16 protein-coding genes are annotated in these 15,982 nt (G+C 64.5%); 5 read left to right on the top strand and 11 right to left on the bottom strand.

Translation table 11 applies throughout. The features are described 5' to 3' along the window. Nucleotides 1-56: 56 nt before the first annotated feature. From recF to DBZ32_RS11670, 3 genes are all read right to left on the bottom strand, one after another. Nucleotides 57-1,355, bottom strand: coding sequence for a DNA replication/repair protein RecF (gene recF, locus DBZ32_RS11680; RefSeq protein WP_235830153.1), 1,299 nt, complete (start codon nt 1,353-1,355; stop codon nt 57-59). Next, entirely contained in the window at nt 1,352-2,470 is a 1,119-nt protein-coding gene (dnaN, locus tag DBZ32_RS11675) for a DNA polymerase III subunit beta (protein WP_119167326.1), read from the bottom strand. Before dnaN ends, recF begins: the two co-directional genes overlap by 4 nt. Nucleotides 2,471-2,706: 236 nt before the next feature. Then, on the bottom strand, nt 2,707-3,342 hold the full coding sequence (locus DBZ32_RS11670; protein WP_119167325.1) for a cation transporter: 636 nt from the start codon (nt 3,340-3,342) through the stop codon (nt 2,707-2,709). Between the two features lie 91 nt (nt 3,343-3,433). Between DBZ32_RS11670 and DBZ32_RS11665 the strand changes: the two genes are divergently transcribed. Continuing rightward, the gene (locus DBZ32_RS11665) at nt 3,434-4,252 is read left to right on the top strand and encodes a HesA/MoeB/ThiF family protein (protein WP_119167324.1); all 819 of its coding nucleotides are present in this window, start codon (nt 3,434-3,436) and stop codon (nt 4,250-4,252) included. On the opposite strand, the gene DBZ32_RS11660 is transcribed toward DBZ32_RS11665, so the two are convergent. From DBZ32_RS11660 to DBZ32_RS11645, 4 genes are all read right to left on the bottom strand, one after another. Continuing rightward, nucleotides 4,222-5,010, bottom strand: coding sequence for a glycerophosphodiester phosphodiesterase family protein (locus DBZ32_RS11660; protein ID WP_162906731.1), 789 nt, complete (start codon nt 5,008-5,010; stop codon nt 4,222-4,224). The two genes, DBZ32_RS11665 and DBZ32_RS11660, sit on opposite strands and share 31 nt — an antisense overlap. Next, on the bottom strand, nt 5,007-5,753 hold the full coding sequence (locus tag DBZ32_RS11655) for a GNAT family N-acetyltransferase (protein WP_119167322.1): 747 nt from the start codon (nt 5,751-5,753) through the stop codon (nt 5,007-5,009). Before DBZ32_RS11655 ends, DBZ32_RS11660 begins: the two co-directional genes overlap by 4 nt. A gap of 73 nt (nt 5,754-5,826) precedes the next feature. Continuing rightward, nucleotides 5,827-7,458: a PAS domain-containing sensor histidine kinase gene (locus tag DBZ32_RS11650; protein WP_119167321.1), complete on the bottom strand. Its 1,632-nt coding sequence runs from the start codon at nt 7,456-7,458 to the stop codon at nt 5,827-5,829. Nucleotides 7,459-7,484: 26 nt separating this feature from the next. Next, nucleotides 7,485-8,636: a DUF2336 domain-containing protein gene (locus DBZ32_RS11645; RefSeq protein WP_119167320.1), complete on the bottom strand. Its 1,152-nt coding sequence runs from the start codon at nt 8,634-8,636 to the stop codon at nt 7,485-7,487. Nucleotides 8,637-9,031: 395 nt separating this feature from the next. Here DBZ32_RS11645 and DBZ32_RS11640 point away from each other — a divergent pair, with 395 nt between their 5' ends. From DBZ32_RS11640 to DBZ32_RS11625, 4 genes are all read left to right on the top strand, one after another. Continuing rightward, nucleotides 9,032-9,268 carry a hypothetical protein gene (locus tag DBZ32_RS11640; protein WP_119167319.1) on the top strand — a complete coding sequence of 79 codons (237 nt, stop codon included), beginning with the start codon at nt 9,032-9,034 and terminating at the stop codon, nt 9,266-9,268. A gap of 263 nt (nt 9,269-9,531) precedes the next feature. Beyond that, entirely contained in the window at nt 9,532-10,065 is a 534-nt protein-coding gene (locus tag DBZ32_RS11635; protein WP_328587485.1) for an NUDIX hydrolase, read from the top strand. Nucleotides 10,066-10,138: 73 nt separating this feature from the next. After that, nucleotides 10,139-10,903: an AzlC family ABC transporter permease gene (locus tag DBZ32_RS11630; protein WP_119167317.1), complete on the top strand. Its 765-nt coding sequence runs from the start codon at nt 10,139-10,141 to the stop codon at nt 10,901-10,903. Beyond that, nucleotides 10,900-11,259 (top strand): AzlD domain-containing protein, encoded by a 360-nt coding sequence (locus DBZ32_RS11625; RefSeq protein ID WP_119167316.1) that lies wholly within the window; start codon nt 10,900-10,902, stop codon nt 11,257-11,259. Before DBZ32_RS11630 ends, DBZ32_RS11625 begins: the two co-directional genes overlap by 4 nt. Nucleotides 11,260-11,266: 7 nt before the next feature. On the opposite strand, the gene DBZ32_RS11620 is transcribed toward DBZ32_RS11625, so the two are convergent. The 4 genes from DBZ32_RS11620 to DBZ32_RS11605 are packed head-to-tail and all read right to left on the bottom strand — an operon-like array spanning nt 11,267 to nt 15,955. After that, entirely contained in the window at nt 11,267-12,433 is a 1,167-nt protein-coding gene (locus DBZ32_RS11620; protein WP_119167315.1) for an ABC transporter permease, read from the bottom strand. Beyond that, on the bottom strand, nt 12,430-13,428 hold the full coding sequence (locus DBZ32_RS11615; RefSeq protein ID WP_119167314.1) for an ABC transporter permease: 999 nt from the start codon (nt 13,426-13,428) through the stop codon (nt 12,430-12,432). Before DBZ32_RS11615 ends, DBZ32_RS11620 begins: the two co-directional genes overlap by 4 nt. Beyond that, nucleotides 13,428-15,404, bottom strand: coding sequence for an ABC transporter ATP-binding protein (locus DBZ32_RS11610; protein WP_208539199.1), 1,977 nt, complete (start codon nt 15,402-15,404; stop codon nt 13,428-13,430). Before DBZ32_RS11610 ends, DBZ32_RS11615 begins: the two co-directional genes overlap by 1 nt. Beyond that, nucleotides 15,401-15,955 (bottom strand): hypothetical protein, encoded by a 555-nt coding sequence (locus tag DBZ32_RS11605; RefSeq protein ID WP_119167313.1) that lies wholly within the window; start codon nt 15,953-15,955, stop codon nt 15,401-15,403. Before DBZ32_RS11605 ends, DBZ32_RS11610 begins: the two co-directional genes overlap by 4 nt. Between the last annotated feature and the right edge of the window lie 27 nt (nt 15,956-15,982).

The following is a 15,982-nucleotide window of genomic DNA, read 5'->3' as shown; positions in this document are numbered from 1 at the left end:
TGTTGGACGGCGTTTAACGCCTTAAAACTGTTTAACTCTTGTCTGTTCAGGCGGTTTCACCTGAACGCCTGTCGATCCGGAAGCGCCAGTCCATCGTGAAGTGTAACCTGCTGCGCATGCGGCAGCAGGCCTTCGAAAGGTTCCGGCTCGCTGCCGGTGATCCAGGCCTGCAAGCCCAGTTCCAGCAACCGCTCGAACAGCGCGGAGCGGTGGGCTGCGTCCAGATGGGCGGCCACCTCGTCCAGCAGCAGCAGCGGGCCGCACCCTGCGGCCAGGCGCACCAGCCGGGCATGGGCCAGCACCACGGAGATCAGCAGCGCCTTCTGCTCGCCGCTGGAGCAGTGGGCGGCCGGCATGCCGCTGCGGCCGTGTGCGACCGCCAGATCGGTGCGATGGGCGCCGACCCTCGCGCCGCCCGTCTCGGCATCCTGGGTGCGGTCCGCGGCAAGGCGGGCCGCCAAGCGCTCCTCCACCTCCACGGCGGCCAGGTCGTCGAGCCAGGCTTCTGCGTCGCCCGCCAGGCCGAGGTCGGCGCGTGGAAACGGACCGTCCGCCTCGGAAAGCGCACTTGCCAGCCGTGCCACGGTCTCGCGGCGGGCGGCTGCGATCGCTACCGCCTTCTCTGCCAAGGTTGCTTCCAGCGCCGTCAACCAGGCCGGATCGCGCAGGCCGTCCTTCAAGATGCGCGAACGCTCGCGCAGCGCCGTTTCGTAAGCCGCGATGCGACCGGAATGCGCCGGATCGAAGCCATAGACCAGCCGGTCCAGGAAGCGCCGGCGCGCGCTGGGCCCCTCCTCGAACAAGCGATCCATCTGGGGGGTCAGCCAGACGCAGCGCACCACTTCGCCAAGGGCCTGCTGGCTGGTAACGAAGGCGCCGTCCAGTTTGACGGTTCTGCGTTCGCGCCCGCCTTGGAGTCGTCCACCGTCGCCACCCTGAACCGGCTTGACCCTGGGATCGCGTCCGGTGCCGACATCGCGCGGGCCCTCGGGCGTTTGGACCGTTGCGGCCACGGCCCAGCCTGTCGATCCGGAATGCGGACCGAAGTTGCTGGCGCCCCGGCGATCCAGATCGGCCAAACGCGCCGCGCGCAGACCGCGGCCGGGACTCAAGAGCGAGACGGCCTCCAGAAGATTGGTTTTTCCCGCGCCGTTCGGTCCCGTGAGCAGCAGCGGACCCGGCTCCAGCGCCAATTCGATGTCGCGGAAGTTGCGGAAGCCGCTGAGGCTGAGGCGGGACAGCCAGAGTGTGCGGCTGGGGCCTGCGGTAGCATCGACTGGCAGCGTGGCGGTCACGTCCTCTCGCATGCAGGTGGCCGTGTGGAGCGCCAGGGAGGGCGCCGCACCCAAGCTCACACCCGCATCGGCATCAAGACATACAGTGCGGTACTGTCGGCGGCGTCGCGCACGATCGTCGGCGATGCCGCGTCGGAGAGCTGAAAAACGGCTCCATCGCCTTCGATCTGACCTGCGATATCCAGGAGATAGCGCGAGTTGAAGCCGATTTCGAGGGGCGGACCGCCATAGGAGATCGCCACGTCTTCCTCGGCGCTGCCGTTCTCGGGGCTGGTGACCGAAAGAGTGACGGTTCCGTCAGACAGAGCCAGTTTCACCGCACGGCTCTTTTCCGTGGAGATGGTCGAAACGCGGTCGACCGCCTGGCTGAAGCTGCGGCAGTCCACCTCCATGGTCTTGTCGGTATTCGAGGGAATCACGCGCTCGTAGTCCGGGAAGGTTCCGTCGATCAGCTTGCTGGTCAAGACCGTCGCGTCGAAGGCGAAGCAGATCTTGGTCTCCGACAAGGACACCTTGACCGGCTCATCGCTTTCCTCGATCAGCTTGTAGACCTCGCCAACCGTTTTGCGCGGCACGATCACGCCGGGCATGCCCGTGGCACCGCTCGGGAGCGGCATCTCGACCCGCGCCAGGCGGTGGCCGTCGGTGGCCACGGCGCGCAGCACCTCGACCGCCTCGGTCTCGGCGGCGTGAAGATAGATGCCGTTGAGGTAGTAACGCGTCTCCTCGGTGGAGATGGCGAAGCGCGAACGCTCGATCAGCGTCTTCAGTTCCGCGGCTTGCAGTTCGAAGGCGCGCGGCAGGTCCGACGGCCCGCTGGTGGGAAAGTCCTCGCGCGGGAGGGTCGCCAGTGTGAAGTGCGAACGGCCGGATCGCAGGGTCATTTGCCCGGATTCGCCCGTGGTGGTCAGTTCCACTTCGGCGCCTTCCGGCAATTTGCGGATGATATCGTAGAGCGTATGGGCAGGTGCCGTGGTCGCACCGGGCTTCCCCACGGAACAGGCCACCTCTTCGACGATGGTCAGGTCCATATCCGTGGCGGTCAGGCTCAGGCGACCTTCATTGGCGTCGAGCAGAACGTTGGAGAGAATCGGAATGGTGTTGCGCCGCTCGACGACACTCTGGACGTGGGCGAGCGACCGCTGCAGGGCCGCACGTTCGATGGTCAGCTTCATGGCTCGCGTGAAACCTTAGAAAGGCAAATAGATGATTGAAGTGTCGGGAGAAATCGGCATCCGGCCGGGTCCGCACCGAACCCCTCCCGGGCTTGCCGCCCCGCCCCGTCCGACAGCCTGAGACTCGAAAAGCCTCGGCCCCCTCTCGAACGGGGCGTCACTATAGCACAAACGTCCGAATCGGTAAGGACTTTCCCCGGTTCCGGCGCGGTGGCCCGCGGCTGGGACAGAGGGCGCTATTCGCCGGGCTGAGGTAGCGTCCGCAAGCTGCGTAACTCCTCGCTCGCCTGGCTGAGGATACGCGCCGACGACTGGAGAAACAGTCCGGCCAGGAGCGCGGCCACCGCCAGGTCGGGCCACTGGCTGCCGCTCAACGCCACGCCGACGGCGGCCAGGATGACGGCAAGGTTGCCGATGGCATCGTTACGGCTGCACAGCCAGACCGAGCGTACGTTGGAGTCGCCGTCCCGATAGCGCAGCAACAGCAGCGCTGCCGCGACGTTTACGGCGCAAGCCAGGAGACCGACGCTTCCCATCACCAGCGGTTCGGGATTGCCCTCGACGAAGACGCGCCAGACCGTAGCGCCCAGGACCCAGAGGCCGAGCGCGCCGAGGCTCAAACCCTTGAAGATCGCCGCTCGCGCCCGCCAGGCGAGTGCCTGACCGATCACCGCCAGGGTCAAGGCATAGGTGACCGAATCGCCGAGGAAATCCAGGGCATCCGCCTTGAGCGCCATGGAGCCGGCGGCCAAGCCTGCGCCCATCTCGACGACGAACATTGCGGCGTTGAGCAGCAAGACGATGATCAAAACGCGGCGAAACCCACGGCTCTGACCGTCGAACTTGGGTGTCGTGGAACAGCATCCAGCCATGGCTCCTAGGATGACCCGGGACCTGCGTCCGCAGCAAGCGCCCGCAGGTCGGGAGATGCAATGCCCCAAACCTGGCGCTATCTTGTGGTCCATGGACTTCAGCGACAGCGAGATCGAGCGCTACGCCCGACATCTGGTCCTGCCCGAAATCGGTGAGGACGGACAGGCGAAGCTCCGCAGCGCGCGGGTGCTGGTGATCGGCGCCGGGGGACTGGGCGCGCCGCTTCTGATGTATCTGGCGGCGGCCGGCGTCGGAACGCTCGGCCTGATCGACGACGATGTCGTCGATCTCTCCAATCTGCAGCGCCAAGTCATCCATGGTACCGGCGACGTCGGCCGGGCCAAGGTGGAAAGCGCGGCGGCGGCGATCGGCCGGATCAATCCCGAGGTGACGGTCGAGGCCCATCCGGCTCGTTTGACCGCGCAGACCGCGCTCCAACTGATCGAGAGCTACAACCTGGTCGCGGATGGCAGCGATAACTTCGCGACCCGCTATCTGGTCAACGATGCCTGCGTTCTGGCCGGCAGGACTCTGGTTTCCGCAGCGATCATGCGTTTCGACGGTCAGCTTTCCACCTTCAAACCTCATGTGGGGGAGGAGTTGCCCTGCTATCGCTGCCTGTTCGGCGATCAGCCGCCGCGCGACCCCAAGATGTCCTGTGCCGACGTGGGCGTGCTAGGCGCTTTGCCCGGCACCTTGGGCGCCTTGCAAGCGACGGAGGCCGTCAAGGAACTCTTGGGCATCGGCCGCTCCATGGCCGGTCGTCTGCTGCTCTACGATGCCTTGGAAGCCAGTTTTCGCGAGGTTCGCGTCAAACGCGATCCGGTCTGCCGGGTTTGCGGGCCGCAGGCCGACATTGTCGATCTCAAGCCCGAGACCTATGCCCCGTCCCAAGCGGCTGCAGAATGACCTGCCGGTAGGATCGCATCCGGCAGATCGGTGAAAAGGCTGTCGACGCCCCACTCCAGAAAACGCGCGGCGTCTTCCCGTTCGTTGACCGTGAAGACCGCCAGGCGGTAACCGGCGGCCTTGACGGCAAGCGCTTGCGCATGAGTCAGCCTTTCGCACCAGAGATGGATCGAGGCACAGCCCAATGCATCGGCTTCCGCTTGCCAGTCCGTCGGTAACTCCTCCCACAAGCGCCCGCGCGGCAGCTCTGGCGTCAGGTCGCGAGCGACCTCCAGGCAGGCGCCGGAGAAGGAGGAGATCAGCGGCGACGGTCGCCCCGACGGCCAGATGCGGGTCAGCAGGTCGAGCGTCACCTCGGCGGTCTCGGCAGCCCGGCCCGGTGTCGGCTTGAGCTCGAGATTGAGGTTGAGCCTCAGTTCGCTGAGCGCCACGACCGCTTGTTCCAGTGTCGGAACGACCTCGCCGATCCACTGCCGAGCCTCGGATCCGGCGGGAAACCAGGCTCCGGCGTCCAGCTGCGCGACCGCCGTCGAGGAAAGCGTGGCCACCTCAGCCGGATGCCCGCAGGTCCGGGCAAAGTTGTAGTCGTGGTGCAGAATCGGAACGTCGTCGGCCGTCAGCATGACGTCGACCTCGACCCAGGTCGCGCCCAGTTCGGCCGCCTTGCGCAAGCCGCCGAGGGTGTTTTCCGGCGCGCGCCCGGCTGCTCCGCGGTGCCCGATGATTCGCGGCAGCGCGAGCGCTCTGCGCCTGCTCACCAGCCAGCCTCGGTGACTGTGCAGCCCGCCTCGTAGACAGGGCGGGTCAGGTCGCTGAGAGAGACCTGCTGTCGCCCATCGGCATCGAAGTTGGCGGGATCGAGCCAGCGCTCGAACAGGCTGTCGAGCCGAGGCCAGAGCCTGTCGGTGATGGCATACCAGGCGGTGTCGCGGTTGCGACCCTTGTAGAGGGTCGCACTCTTGAATACGCCCTCGAACCCGAGGCCCAGACGGCGCGCGGCCCGGCGGGATGGGGCGTTGAGAGCGTCGCACTTCCATTCGTAGCGCCGGTAGCCGAGGGCGAAGGCGTAGCGCATCATGACGGCCATGGCCTCGGTCGCCAGAACGCCGCCCGCCAGTGACGGGGAGAAGCAGATATGGCCGACTTCGATGCAGCCGTTGGCGGGGTCGATGCGCAGGTAGGACGCGACGCCCAACGCCATGCCGCTGCTGCGGTCGAGGATGGCGAAGAATTGCGGGTCGTCGCTCTCCGCCATCTTACGGACCCAGGCGCGATAGCTGTCCTGAGTCTCGAAAGGCCCGTAGGCCAGATAGGTCCAGAGCTGGCCCTGGCGGTCGGCCGCGTTGGCAGCGAAAAGATCGGCGGCATGGCTCTCTGCGAGCGGCTCAAGCCGAACCCGGGTGCCTTCCAGCGGCTTGCGCGCCGGTCGCGCGGGCGGGGTCCAATCCGGAACGCTCCAGCCGATCGGCTGGCCGAGAGTGTTGATCCTGGTGTCCGGCATCACTGGTTCCCGTATGGTGCGCGCGGATCATAGCGGCACCAGGTCCCGGGACAAGCGCGCTGCGAGGCAGAGATCAGGCGTGGACGGACTCTGGCTCGGAGACAACGCGCCAGGCCGGCAGGCGCACCGTCACGCAGGTGCCTCCAGGCTTCCGGCTCTCGACCTCCAGTTCGCCGCCGTGAAGCTCGACCAGCCCCTTGCTGAGCGGCAGACCGAGTCCCGTCCCCTGAAACTTGCGTGAGAGCGAGCTGTCGACCTGGCCGAATGGAGAGAGTGCGACTTCGATGTCGTCCTGGTTCATGCCGATTCCGCTGTCGCGGACCTGCAGCAGGAAGTCGCCACTCGCCGCGATCGTAGCTTTGAGGCTGATCTGGCCCCCGCGTTCGGTAAACTTGACCGAATTGCTGAGCAGGTTGAGCAGCACCTGCTTGACCGCCCGTGCATCCAGAGTCACTTCCGGCAGACCCTCTGCAACGGCCAGTTCGAGTGCGACCCCGTTCTCTGCGGCGCGCGCATCGACTAGGCGGGCCGTCGAGCGTATCAGGGCCTCCAGGTCGGTTTCTTCTTCGTCGAGACTCAGTTTGCCGGCTTCGATCTTCGAGATATCCAGGATATCGTTGATCAGCTCCAGAAGATGTGCGGCGCTTTGATGTATATCCTGAGCGTACTCGGCATAGACGGGCGTGCCGATCGGCCCGAAGGCCTCAGTCATCATAATCTCGGAAAACCCGATGACCGCGTTCAGCGGGGTCCGGAGTTCATGACTGATCGCCGCCAGGAACTCCGACTTAGCTCGATTGGAAGATTCGGCGGCCTCTTTGGCTTGCAGGATCGCGTGCTCTCGCAACCGCTCGAGGGTCAGGTCGTGCGCGGTTCCTCGATAGCCGGCGAAGCTGCCGTGGTCGGGGTCGTAGAACGGCACGGCCGAAAGCCGGAACAGACGGGATCTGGCGTCGCGATCGGTAATCTCGACCTCGACATCGCGAAAAGGCCGCCGCCACTGCGCCGTTAGCAATTCGGACAGCTTCGGCGATTGTCCCAGGTCCAGGAGGCTGCGCCCAATGAGGAGCCGCGGATGTTGGCCGAGAGTCTCGTTGACCCTTTGGCTGACGTAGGTCAGGCGCAAGTCTCGATCGGTTTCCCACACCCAGTCGGTGACAAGGCGGACAATGTCTTCGAAGCGCTCGCGGATGTTTTCGCTTTGCGAGCCCGTTGTTTCGGCCGGGCATCGCGAAAGGCGCCCTGACAATAGTTTTGCGTTACCGTCAGGATCCTGGAAAAGCGAGAGATCGACCAGCAGAAGTTCTTCGCCGGTCGGCAGGCTCAGCCGATGTCTCAGGCGCGGCAGACTGCGCCAACCGGTAACCTGAACTTCGGGTTGCAAGCTATCGTTCGCAAGAGCCAAAGCCTCGGCAATCAGTCGGTCGAGTAGCCCAGGCTCCGCATGATCGAGCAGGGGTAACAAGGCTCGCATGGAAACATTGCTGTAAAGCAGACGGCCGTCGGGGTCTGTCAGGAAGCTGGCTTCCGCTTCCTCGCACTGGCGCTGCAAACCGAGCAGAAGCAACTCGCCCCGCTCGTGAACCGGATCGGATGGGGCGCTGCTTTGAACGGTCTGGTTGTCACCGGCTTTTCCGCTGCCACCGATCGGCTCCCGGGGCGGTGCCGGGTCAGCGGGTAAGTAATGATCGAAGGGATCGGCCATGGACAGGATCAGGTTCGCGTGTGGGTTTAAAGAGCTGCCTGTTTCAGCCGGCTTTCTTCAACCCGCCTAACCGCATAGAGGTATTCGGGATTACGCTGCCAGCGGCGCAAAACCTGCATCGCCGCCTCCGGTTTGACCCGGTCGAAGAGCGAGATCACGCGCGAGAGTTCGCGCGGGTCGACGATTTGATCGCCAGGACGGCCCTTTCGGCTGAGCAGGAAGATGGATGTGAAAGCCGGCTTATCGATCTGCAGGGCACGACAGGCGATCACGAGACCCTCGCCTCCGGGTTCGTAGATCAACCGCCCCATCAAACGGCGGCGCAACCCGGTCATCTGGGCGAACATGGCCTCGAAGAGTGGGATCTCGCCTTGCCGAAGCGTTTGAACCAGCATATCCGGCGTCAGCCGTTTTGCCTCCGCCAGTCGATTGGCGAGCCGGCTGGCCGCGTCGTCCTGCTGTTCAGCTAGGGAGGGAGGCTGCGGCAGAACGTCGACGCTCACCACGGCTACATCCTCGAGCAGGTCATCAAGCTCGGTGGGGTCGATGTCGTAGTTGTCCAGAATGTAGCTGCGCAGGGCCGCACCGACCCAGAGGCACATGCGTCGCGCGAGCTGCGGCGACAAGTCGGAGCGGCGCACCAGCGGTTCCTGGTAGGAGTCGACACGTCGGCTCTCTTCGACCAGGTACTCCAGCGTGGCTTCCGAGATTCGGGCGCTCGGATTGTCCAGCAGAGCCTTGATGACGTCCGCATTGCCGGATTCCACCAAAGCCTCGGATACGAACTCGCTGACCTCGCGCCGCATGGCAATGGAGAGCTGGTGCTGCTGGGTCCGGTGTTGGACGATCTCCACCAGGTCGATGTCGCGCAGAATCGAGGAAGTCACCAGGACTGGCCGTGCGACCTCTATCTCGTCGTTGGCGAGAAGTTTGACGATTTCCAACGGTGCGTCTTTGCGCCGGGCCAAGCGCTCGCTCAACTCGCGGCGGACCCGCATCTCCACGTCCTGCAGAAGCTTGCTGAGGATATCGGTCATCAAGGCGTGCTCGCGGTCATTGAGCACGCGCCCTTCTTCAGAAAAAAGGTCCGTGACGGTGTCGAGCAGTAACCGACGCCCCTCGGCGGATTTGTCTCGCGCCAGGCCGAGCAGTTGGTCGAGCTCGTGATGAACATCCATGACGACGTTGCCCCTCGAAGGCGTCTCGGGTGCCCGAACCTGCCAGGTTAGTGAAGTGGCTTCGGACCGTTGCGACGTGGCAGATCAAGAGATCCCATCTATTCGAAGTTGGACCGACGCCGTAAACATTGTCTTAAAAACAGAATTCTCTCGCCCGACAAATCAGCGACTTAACAAACCCTTCTTCGGTCGAGGCAGACGGTCTTGCCTTGGCTATGTCTCCGGCGGCTCTGGGGAGTGCAAGTCGCGAATTCCGGAAGAGACGGTGTTTCGGACGATACTACCTGTAGAAGAATTATCGAAGTTTCAGGTCGAACTGCAATTACAATAAATAAATGTCAAATTGAATTGACGCCTTTACTCTTTTTTAAGAGGGCAGCGGATAGTCTGACGCAATGCAGATCGATACTGGTCAAGTCCGTCTCGGCGTAGATTTTTTTCAGGCGTTGCAGGGCCTTCCCCGCGCCGATGCTTCTCCGATGCCGGGGACCGGTGCGGTAGCCGAGGCCGCCGCCTCCGTGTCCCAGACGATCAGCGCCGAGGGTATCGAAGCTGCGGAATCCGCGGCGCGCGCAAGCGCCGAATCCGGCGAGAGCAAGCCGCGCGGCTCTTACCTCGACATTCGCGCCTAGCGTTACGCTCCTCGAACGATCGAGCTGCGAAGGCCTGTCGGCATCGGTGGCGCATCCCAACCGCAGTCCGTGTGATCTGCAGAGATCGTTTCGGTAGCGAAACTTCCCTCCTCTTCGACGTGAGCCTTTCAAGCCCGGCCTCTGCGTCGCGCGCTTGCCCTTGACCGCCGCTGGCGCCATCTTTGAGCGTCATGACCCAGCCCCCGTCCGACAGACCGAAGTCAGCAACTCCGAAGCCCGCTAGCCCTAAGTTCGCCCGCTCCGTGCCCGAAGGGGACGACCGGGAACGCTCGATCTGTGCCGATTGCGGCTTCGTCGACTACGAAAATCCGAAGATCGTCGTCGGGGCTGTGGCGACGATTGCCGGTCCGGACGAGGAGCGAATCCTGCTCTGCCGTCGTGCAATCGCGCCGCGGCCCGGCTTCTGGACGCTCCCGGCCGGGTATCTGGAACTCAATGAATCGCCCGCCCTCGGTGCCGCCCGCGAGGCCTGGGAGGAGGCTCGGGCCAAGCTGGAAATCGACCAGCTCCTGGCCATCTACGCCATCGAGCGCATCAGTCAGGTTCAGTTGATCTACCGTGCACGCCTGCTCGATCGCGCAGTTTCGGCGGGACCGGAGAGCCAGGAGGTCGGCCTCTTCGCCTGGAGCGACATTCCATGGGACGAACTTGCCTTCCCCTCCGTGGAATGGGCTCTGGCCCACTGGCATGAGACTCGTGATCAGGCGGCCTTCGCGCCCCGGAACAATCCTTCCGGCGAGACAGGGCGCATGAGCGGCCGTTTCGCCGTCGGTTGAGCCGGCCGCGCAAGGCTGCCTTTCCGAGGCGATGGTTCTTCGCGGCCGAGTCGGGGGCTAGTCTGCTTTCGACATGCCCGACACACCCTCCTTTTCCGATGCGGCGGCGCAACCGCTGTCCGCGCGGCCGTCGGCGGCCTATCGCCGCGGTTTGCGCGATGCCCTCGGTGCGCCGTCCCTGGTGCTTTTCGCCAGCTATCTCGGCTTCGGCGCCTTGGTGCGAAGCAGCGGCCTGGAGGTCGTCCACGGTCTCTTTTCGACGGCGACCGGTTGGGCTCTGCCAGGCCAGATCATACTAATCGAACTCTATGCCGCAGGTGCGCCGCTGCTGGCCATCGTCGCGGCCGTGGCGCTGACCAACGCGCGACTGCTTCCGATGACGGTCGCGCTGATGCCAATGCTGCGCTCGCCGCGTTGGCCGAACTGGCTCTACTACCTCGCGGCCCATTGGATCGCCGTGACCGGCTGGGCAGCGGCGCTCAAGGCCTGCCCGAGTCAGTCGCGGGTCGAGCGCTTGCCCTACTTTCTCGGCTTCAGCACGACTCTCTGGACGACGACCTTCGCGGCCACCGGTCTGGGATTCTGGTTGGCCGGATCCGTTCCGCCTTTAGTGTCGCTCGGTCTGGTCTTTCTCAATCCGCTGTACTTCATGCTGATCTTCGCCGGCGATGTGCCAACCCGTCTGCGGCTTTACGCCTTGGTGCTGGGCGCCATGGCCGGTCCGGCCTTCCACTTGCTGGATCCCGACTATGGCTTGCTCTTAGCCGGGATTGTCGCCGGTACCATGGCCTTCCTGCTCGGCCGAGGCCACCGATCGTCGCCCAAGGCGGCGCCGTGACCTTGCCGGCTTTCGCTTCGGATTTCTGGCTGCCGTTCGGAGTACTGCTCGTCGGTGCGGCGGTGACCTACGCATGGCGCGGGTTGGGGGTGGCGCTGTCGGGACGGCTCGACACCGATTCACCCCTGTTCGTCTGGGTATCCTGCGTCGCTTATGCGCTGCTCGCCGCTCTGATCGCCCGCATGATCGTGCTGCCCTTCGGCTTGCTGGCGGAGACGGCCACGCTGGACCGGGTGCTGGCGGCGCTCATCGCGCTCGCCGTTTTCTTCGCCGCGCGTCGCAACATCCTGCTCGGCGCTCTGGGCGGCTCGGGATCCTTGGTCCTGATGGTCTGGTTGCGTGGAATTCCCCTCTAGCTTCGGCCTACTTGTAGGGATCGGCGGCATCGCGCAGCCCGTCGCCCAGGAAATTGAAGGCCAGCACGACCAGGATGACCGGTACCACCGGCAGCATCAGCCAGGGATAGAGCGCCACGACATTGATGTTCTGCGCCTCCGTCAGCAGGACGCCCCAGGAGGTGACCGGCGGGCGCAAACCGAGGCCCAGAAACGACAGCGCCGTCTCGGCCAGGATCATGGTCGGGATGGCGAGACTTGCCGAAGCGATGAGATGACTGGTGAAGCTCGGCAGGAGATGGCGGCCGATGATCCTGGCCGGACTGGCTCCCATGAGTTGGGCGGCCGTGGCGAAGTCCTCCTCGCGCAGCGACAGCAACTTGGAGCGCACGGCGCGCGCCAGATCGGGCCATTCAAGCAACGCCAGAATGATTGAAATCCCAAAGAAAACGAGAATCGGCGACCAAGTCACTGGCAGAATCGCCGAAAGCGTCATGAACAGCGGGATGGTCGGAAAGGATCGCAGGATCTCGATTGCGCGCTGTACCGCTTCATCCACAAGCCCGCCGTAGTAACCGGCCAGGCCGCCGAACAGCAGACCGAGTACGAAGCTGAGGGCGACGCCGATCAGTCCGATGGTCATGGAGATGCGGGCTCCATAGACGATGCGGCTGAAGAGATCGCGGCCCAAGCGGTCGGTTCCGAAGAGGAAGAGGGTTCCGCCCTCGGCGGCGCAGACGAGGTGGAGGTCGGCTTCAAACAAACCCCAGAACTCGTAGGACTCGCCGGTACAGAAAAAGCGCAGCGGCTGAACTTTCTCGGGGTTCGGCAGGTACTCCCGTTGAAGGTTCTGCATGTTGAGGCGGTAGTCGAAACCGTAGACGAAGGGCCCCACGAAGTCGCCTTGGTGGAAGAGATGCAGAGCTTGTGGCGGTGCGTAGATATGCTGCGTGTCGCGGCTGTGCAGATTGTAGGGCGCGACGAACTCGGCGAAGAGCACGATCAGGTAGAAGGCGAGCAACAGAAACCCGGAGGCCAAGGCCAGACGGTGGCGTTTGAACTTCCACCAGATGATCGTCCACTGGCCCGCCTGATAGTAGCGCTCCTGCTCGGCCGTCAACGGCGTCTCGGTCCCTGGCTCGAAGGGGTCCGGATTGACGTAGTGCTCCCCACGGTCGTGCCGGATATCCGTCATCTGCGCCGGCCTCCGGTGAAGCGGATGCGCGGGTCGAGCGCGGCCAGCGCCAGGTCCGAGAGCATGACCCCGATCACGACGAGCGTGGCTTCGAACATCAGGAAGGCGCCCGCCAGATACATGTCCTGGCTCTGCAAGGCCCGTAGCAGCAGCGGGCCGTTGGTCGGCAGGCCGAGCACCACCGAGACCAGAACGGCGCCGGAGATGATCTGCGGCAGCAGGTTGCCGACGTCGGCGATGAAGGGATTGAGTGCAAGACGCAAGGGATACTTGAAGACCAGCTTGCCCTCGGACAGACCCTTGGCCCTGGCGGTCACCACATACTGCTTGTGCAGTTCGTCGAGCAGGTTGGCCCGCAGGCGCCGGATCAGCGCGGCGGTGCCGGCGGTACCGATCACGATCATGGGGATCCAGATGTGCTCCAGGACCGACCCGATTTTCTCGAAACTCCAGGGCGCGTCTTCCAGATCCGGGTCCATCAGGCCGCCGATCGAGGTGCCGAACCAGACGTTGGCGAAGTAGAGCATCACCAGCGCCAACAGGAAGTTGGGCGTTGCCAGACCGAGATAGCCGATGAGCGTGAAGACGTAGTCGCCGGTCGAGTACTGGCGGACCGCCGAGTAGATGCCGATCGGAAAGGCGACCAGGTAGGTGAAGAGCACCGTTGCCACGGCGATGATCGCGGTCAGCAGGAAGCGGTCGCCGATCACTTCCGAGACCGGGAGCTGGTACTCGAAGGAGAAGCCGAGATCGCCCTGCAGGATACCCCAGACCCACGTCAGATACTGCAGCCAGACAGGCTGATCGAGGCCGTACTGTTCGCGCAGGAAGGCAATCCGGCTCTGATCGACAGCCTCGCCTTGGGCCTGCAGTTCGGCGATATAGGTCTCCAGATAGTCGCCGGGGGGCAGTTGGATGATGAAGAAGACCACGGCCGAGATGATCAGCAGGGTCGGAATCATCATGAAAATCCGGCGGGCGACGTAGGGCAGCATCAGCGGCTTTCCCTGCGGCGGATGCTTGGCGGCGGCTCCCGCTGCGCCAGGGCGCCGCAGGGTCCTGACGTCGAGAAACTGTCCGGCCAAGCGCGCAGATAGTGACCCTCGCCCAGGTCGATCATCTTCAGCGGCTGATCTGCACGCGGCGCGAAGGGTTCCGGCCAGGCTTCCGGGATGCTGGCCTTTCCATCCATCAGCGCGGCCAGATCGAGCGGCCTGTCGGGGTTCGGCTCGGGCACCGCCGAGACCAGCGCGCGGGTATAGGGATGAAGAGGGTTTTTGAACAGCGTTGCCTTGGGCGCCAGCTCGACCAGTTGTCCTTGGCACATCACGGCGATGCGGTCAGCGATGTAGTCGACGACGGCGAGGTTGTGGCTGATGAAGAGGTAGGTCAGTCCAAGCTCGTCGCGCAGATCTTTCAAGAGATTGAGAATCTGCGCCTGAATCGAGACGTCGAGCGCACTGACCGGCTCGTCGCAGATCAGCAGATCGGGCATCAGGGCGAGAGCCCGGGCGATGCCGATGCGCTGGCGCTGCCCGCCGGAAAAGGAGTGCGGGTAGCGGCGCAGATGGCGCACGTCGAGGCCGACAACGCGCATCAGTTCCTTGACGTAGTCGGCGCGCCACGATGGGTCGCCGAGCCCGTGGATCTGAAGCGGCTCGCTCAGAATCTCGAAGACCGTCATGCGCGGGTTCAACGAGGAGAAGGGATCCTGAAAGACGAACTGAATGCGTCGCCGAAACTGGGTCAGGGCCTCACCCTCGAGCGCCAGCACGTCCAGCAACTGGCCCCGGTCGTCGAACCGCACCGAACCGGCATCGGGGTCGAGCGCGCGCATGACAATCTTCGACAGGGTGGTCTTGCCGCAGCCGCTCTCGCCAACCAGGCCCAGACACTCGCCGCGCCTAACCGTGAAGCCGACGTCGTCGAGCGCCTTTACCTGGGTCGCGGCCTGCTGACCCCACTGACCCAGGAAGCCGCCCTTGCGGATCGTGAAGGTCTTGGTCACGCCTTCGATGCTCAGAAGCGGTACGTCCAGATCCGCCGGGCACGTCTCGTCGCGGTCCGGCCAGGGCGCCTTGGCCGCGAGCAGCATGGCGTGACCGTTGTGCTCTATTTCACGGAGCGGCGTCAGCCGTTCGTCCGGTGCCATGTCGAAGCGGGGGACGGCCTTCAGCAGGGCCCGCAGATAGGGATGGCGCGGGTCGCGGAAGATGTCTTCGAGATGACCGGACTCCATGACCTGGCCGCGGTACATCACCACTACCTGTTCGGCGACGTTGGCGACGACGCCCAGATCGTGGGTGATCATCAGCATGGCCATGCCAAGCTCGGTCTGCAGGTCGCCGATCAGCTTGAGAATCTGAGCCTGTACCGTGACATCGAGCGCCGTGGTCGGCTCGTCGGCGATCAGCAGAGCGGGGCGGCAGACCAGGGCCATGGCGATCATGGCACGTTGGCGCAGGCCGCCCGAGAGTTCGAAGGGGTAGGTCTTAAGGGCGCGCTGAGGATCGGGGAAACCGACCAGCCGCAGCGTTTCGACGACGGCTTCGCGCGCCGCCGCCGTGCCGACGCTGCGGTGAAGCGTCAGGGCCTCGCCGATCTGATCGCCGACGGTATGGACCGGCGACAGCGAGGTCATGGGTTCCTGAAAGATGATCGAGATGCGTCCGCCGCGCAGAGTCCGCATCCGCGGGCCGCTGGGCGGAAGGGCCGCGATGTCGCGGGTTTCGCCGTCGGCGGGATCGGTGAAGAGGATCTGACCGCCGGCGATCACGGCCGGCTTCGGCAGGATGCCCATGATCGCCTGGCTGATGACCGACTTGCCGGAGCCGGACTCCCCGACCAGGGCCACCGTACCCCCGGCCGGGACTGTAAAGCTGGCGCCTCGGACTGCCTCGAGCCGTCCCTCCGGCAGGTCGAAGGCGATCCGGAGATCGCGAACTTCGAGAAGGGGCGGAGCGGAGCTCACAGCTGAAGCGCATCCAGCGGCCGCGGCCGCGGCGTTTCGCTGTCGGCATCCACGCCGATGTCCAGAAGGTTGCCGGCGGTGGTCGGGTCCAGGGAGAGGTTGTTCTCCCGCGCCGCACGCGCCGCGTGCCAGGCGACGTCCTTGAAGCCCATAAGATTGGAATCGAACTTCAGCTTCTTGCCGTTGCCCCGCAAGGTCAGCTCCAGGAAACCGCCACCCGAGACCCTTTCCCCGCGCGCCTGTCGACGCGTGCCATAGAAGCGCAGCTTGACTTGCTGCAGGGCCTGCCAAGGCAGCTCGCGGGTTCCGATGTGCTTGACGAAGACGGCCTCCGGAGTCACCGCGACCTGGGTCATCTGTTGGCGCAGGGTACGGAGACCGAAGACCGCGAAGGCCGCCGTGAGGATCCCGAAGATGCCAAGGACCCAGGGGCTATTCGGATTGCTTGCGACGATCAGCAAACCGAAGGTCGTTCCAACCCCGGATCTGATGTAATCGCCCACCAACGCACGCGGCGGATAACGATAGAAGACAGTGTCGAGATCGCTCATCGCGCCGCTAACTGTGCCCTTTCCGTT

This window comes from Algihabitans albus, from assembly GCF_003572205.1.
GTDB lineage: Bacteria > Pseudomonadota > Alphaproteobacteria > Kiloniellales > DSM-21159 > Algihabitans > Algihabitans albus.
The sequence above is the reverse complement of the archived record's forward strand: the minus strand, read 5'-3'. Positions and strand labels throughout refer to the sequence as shown.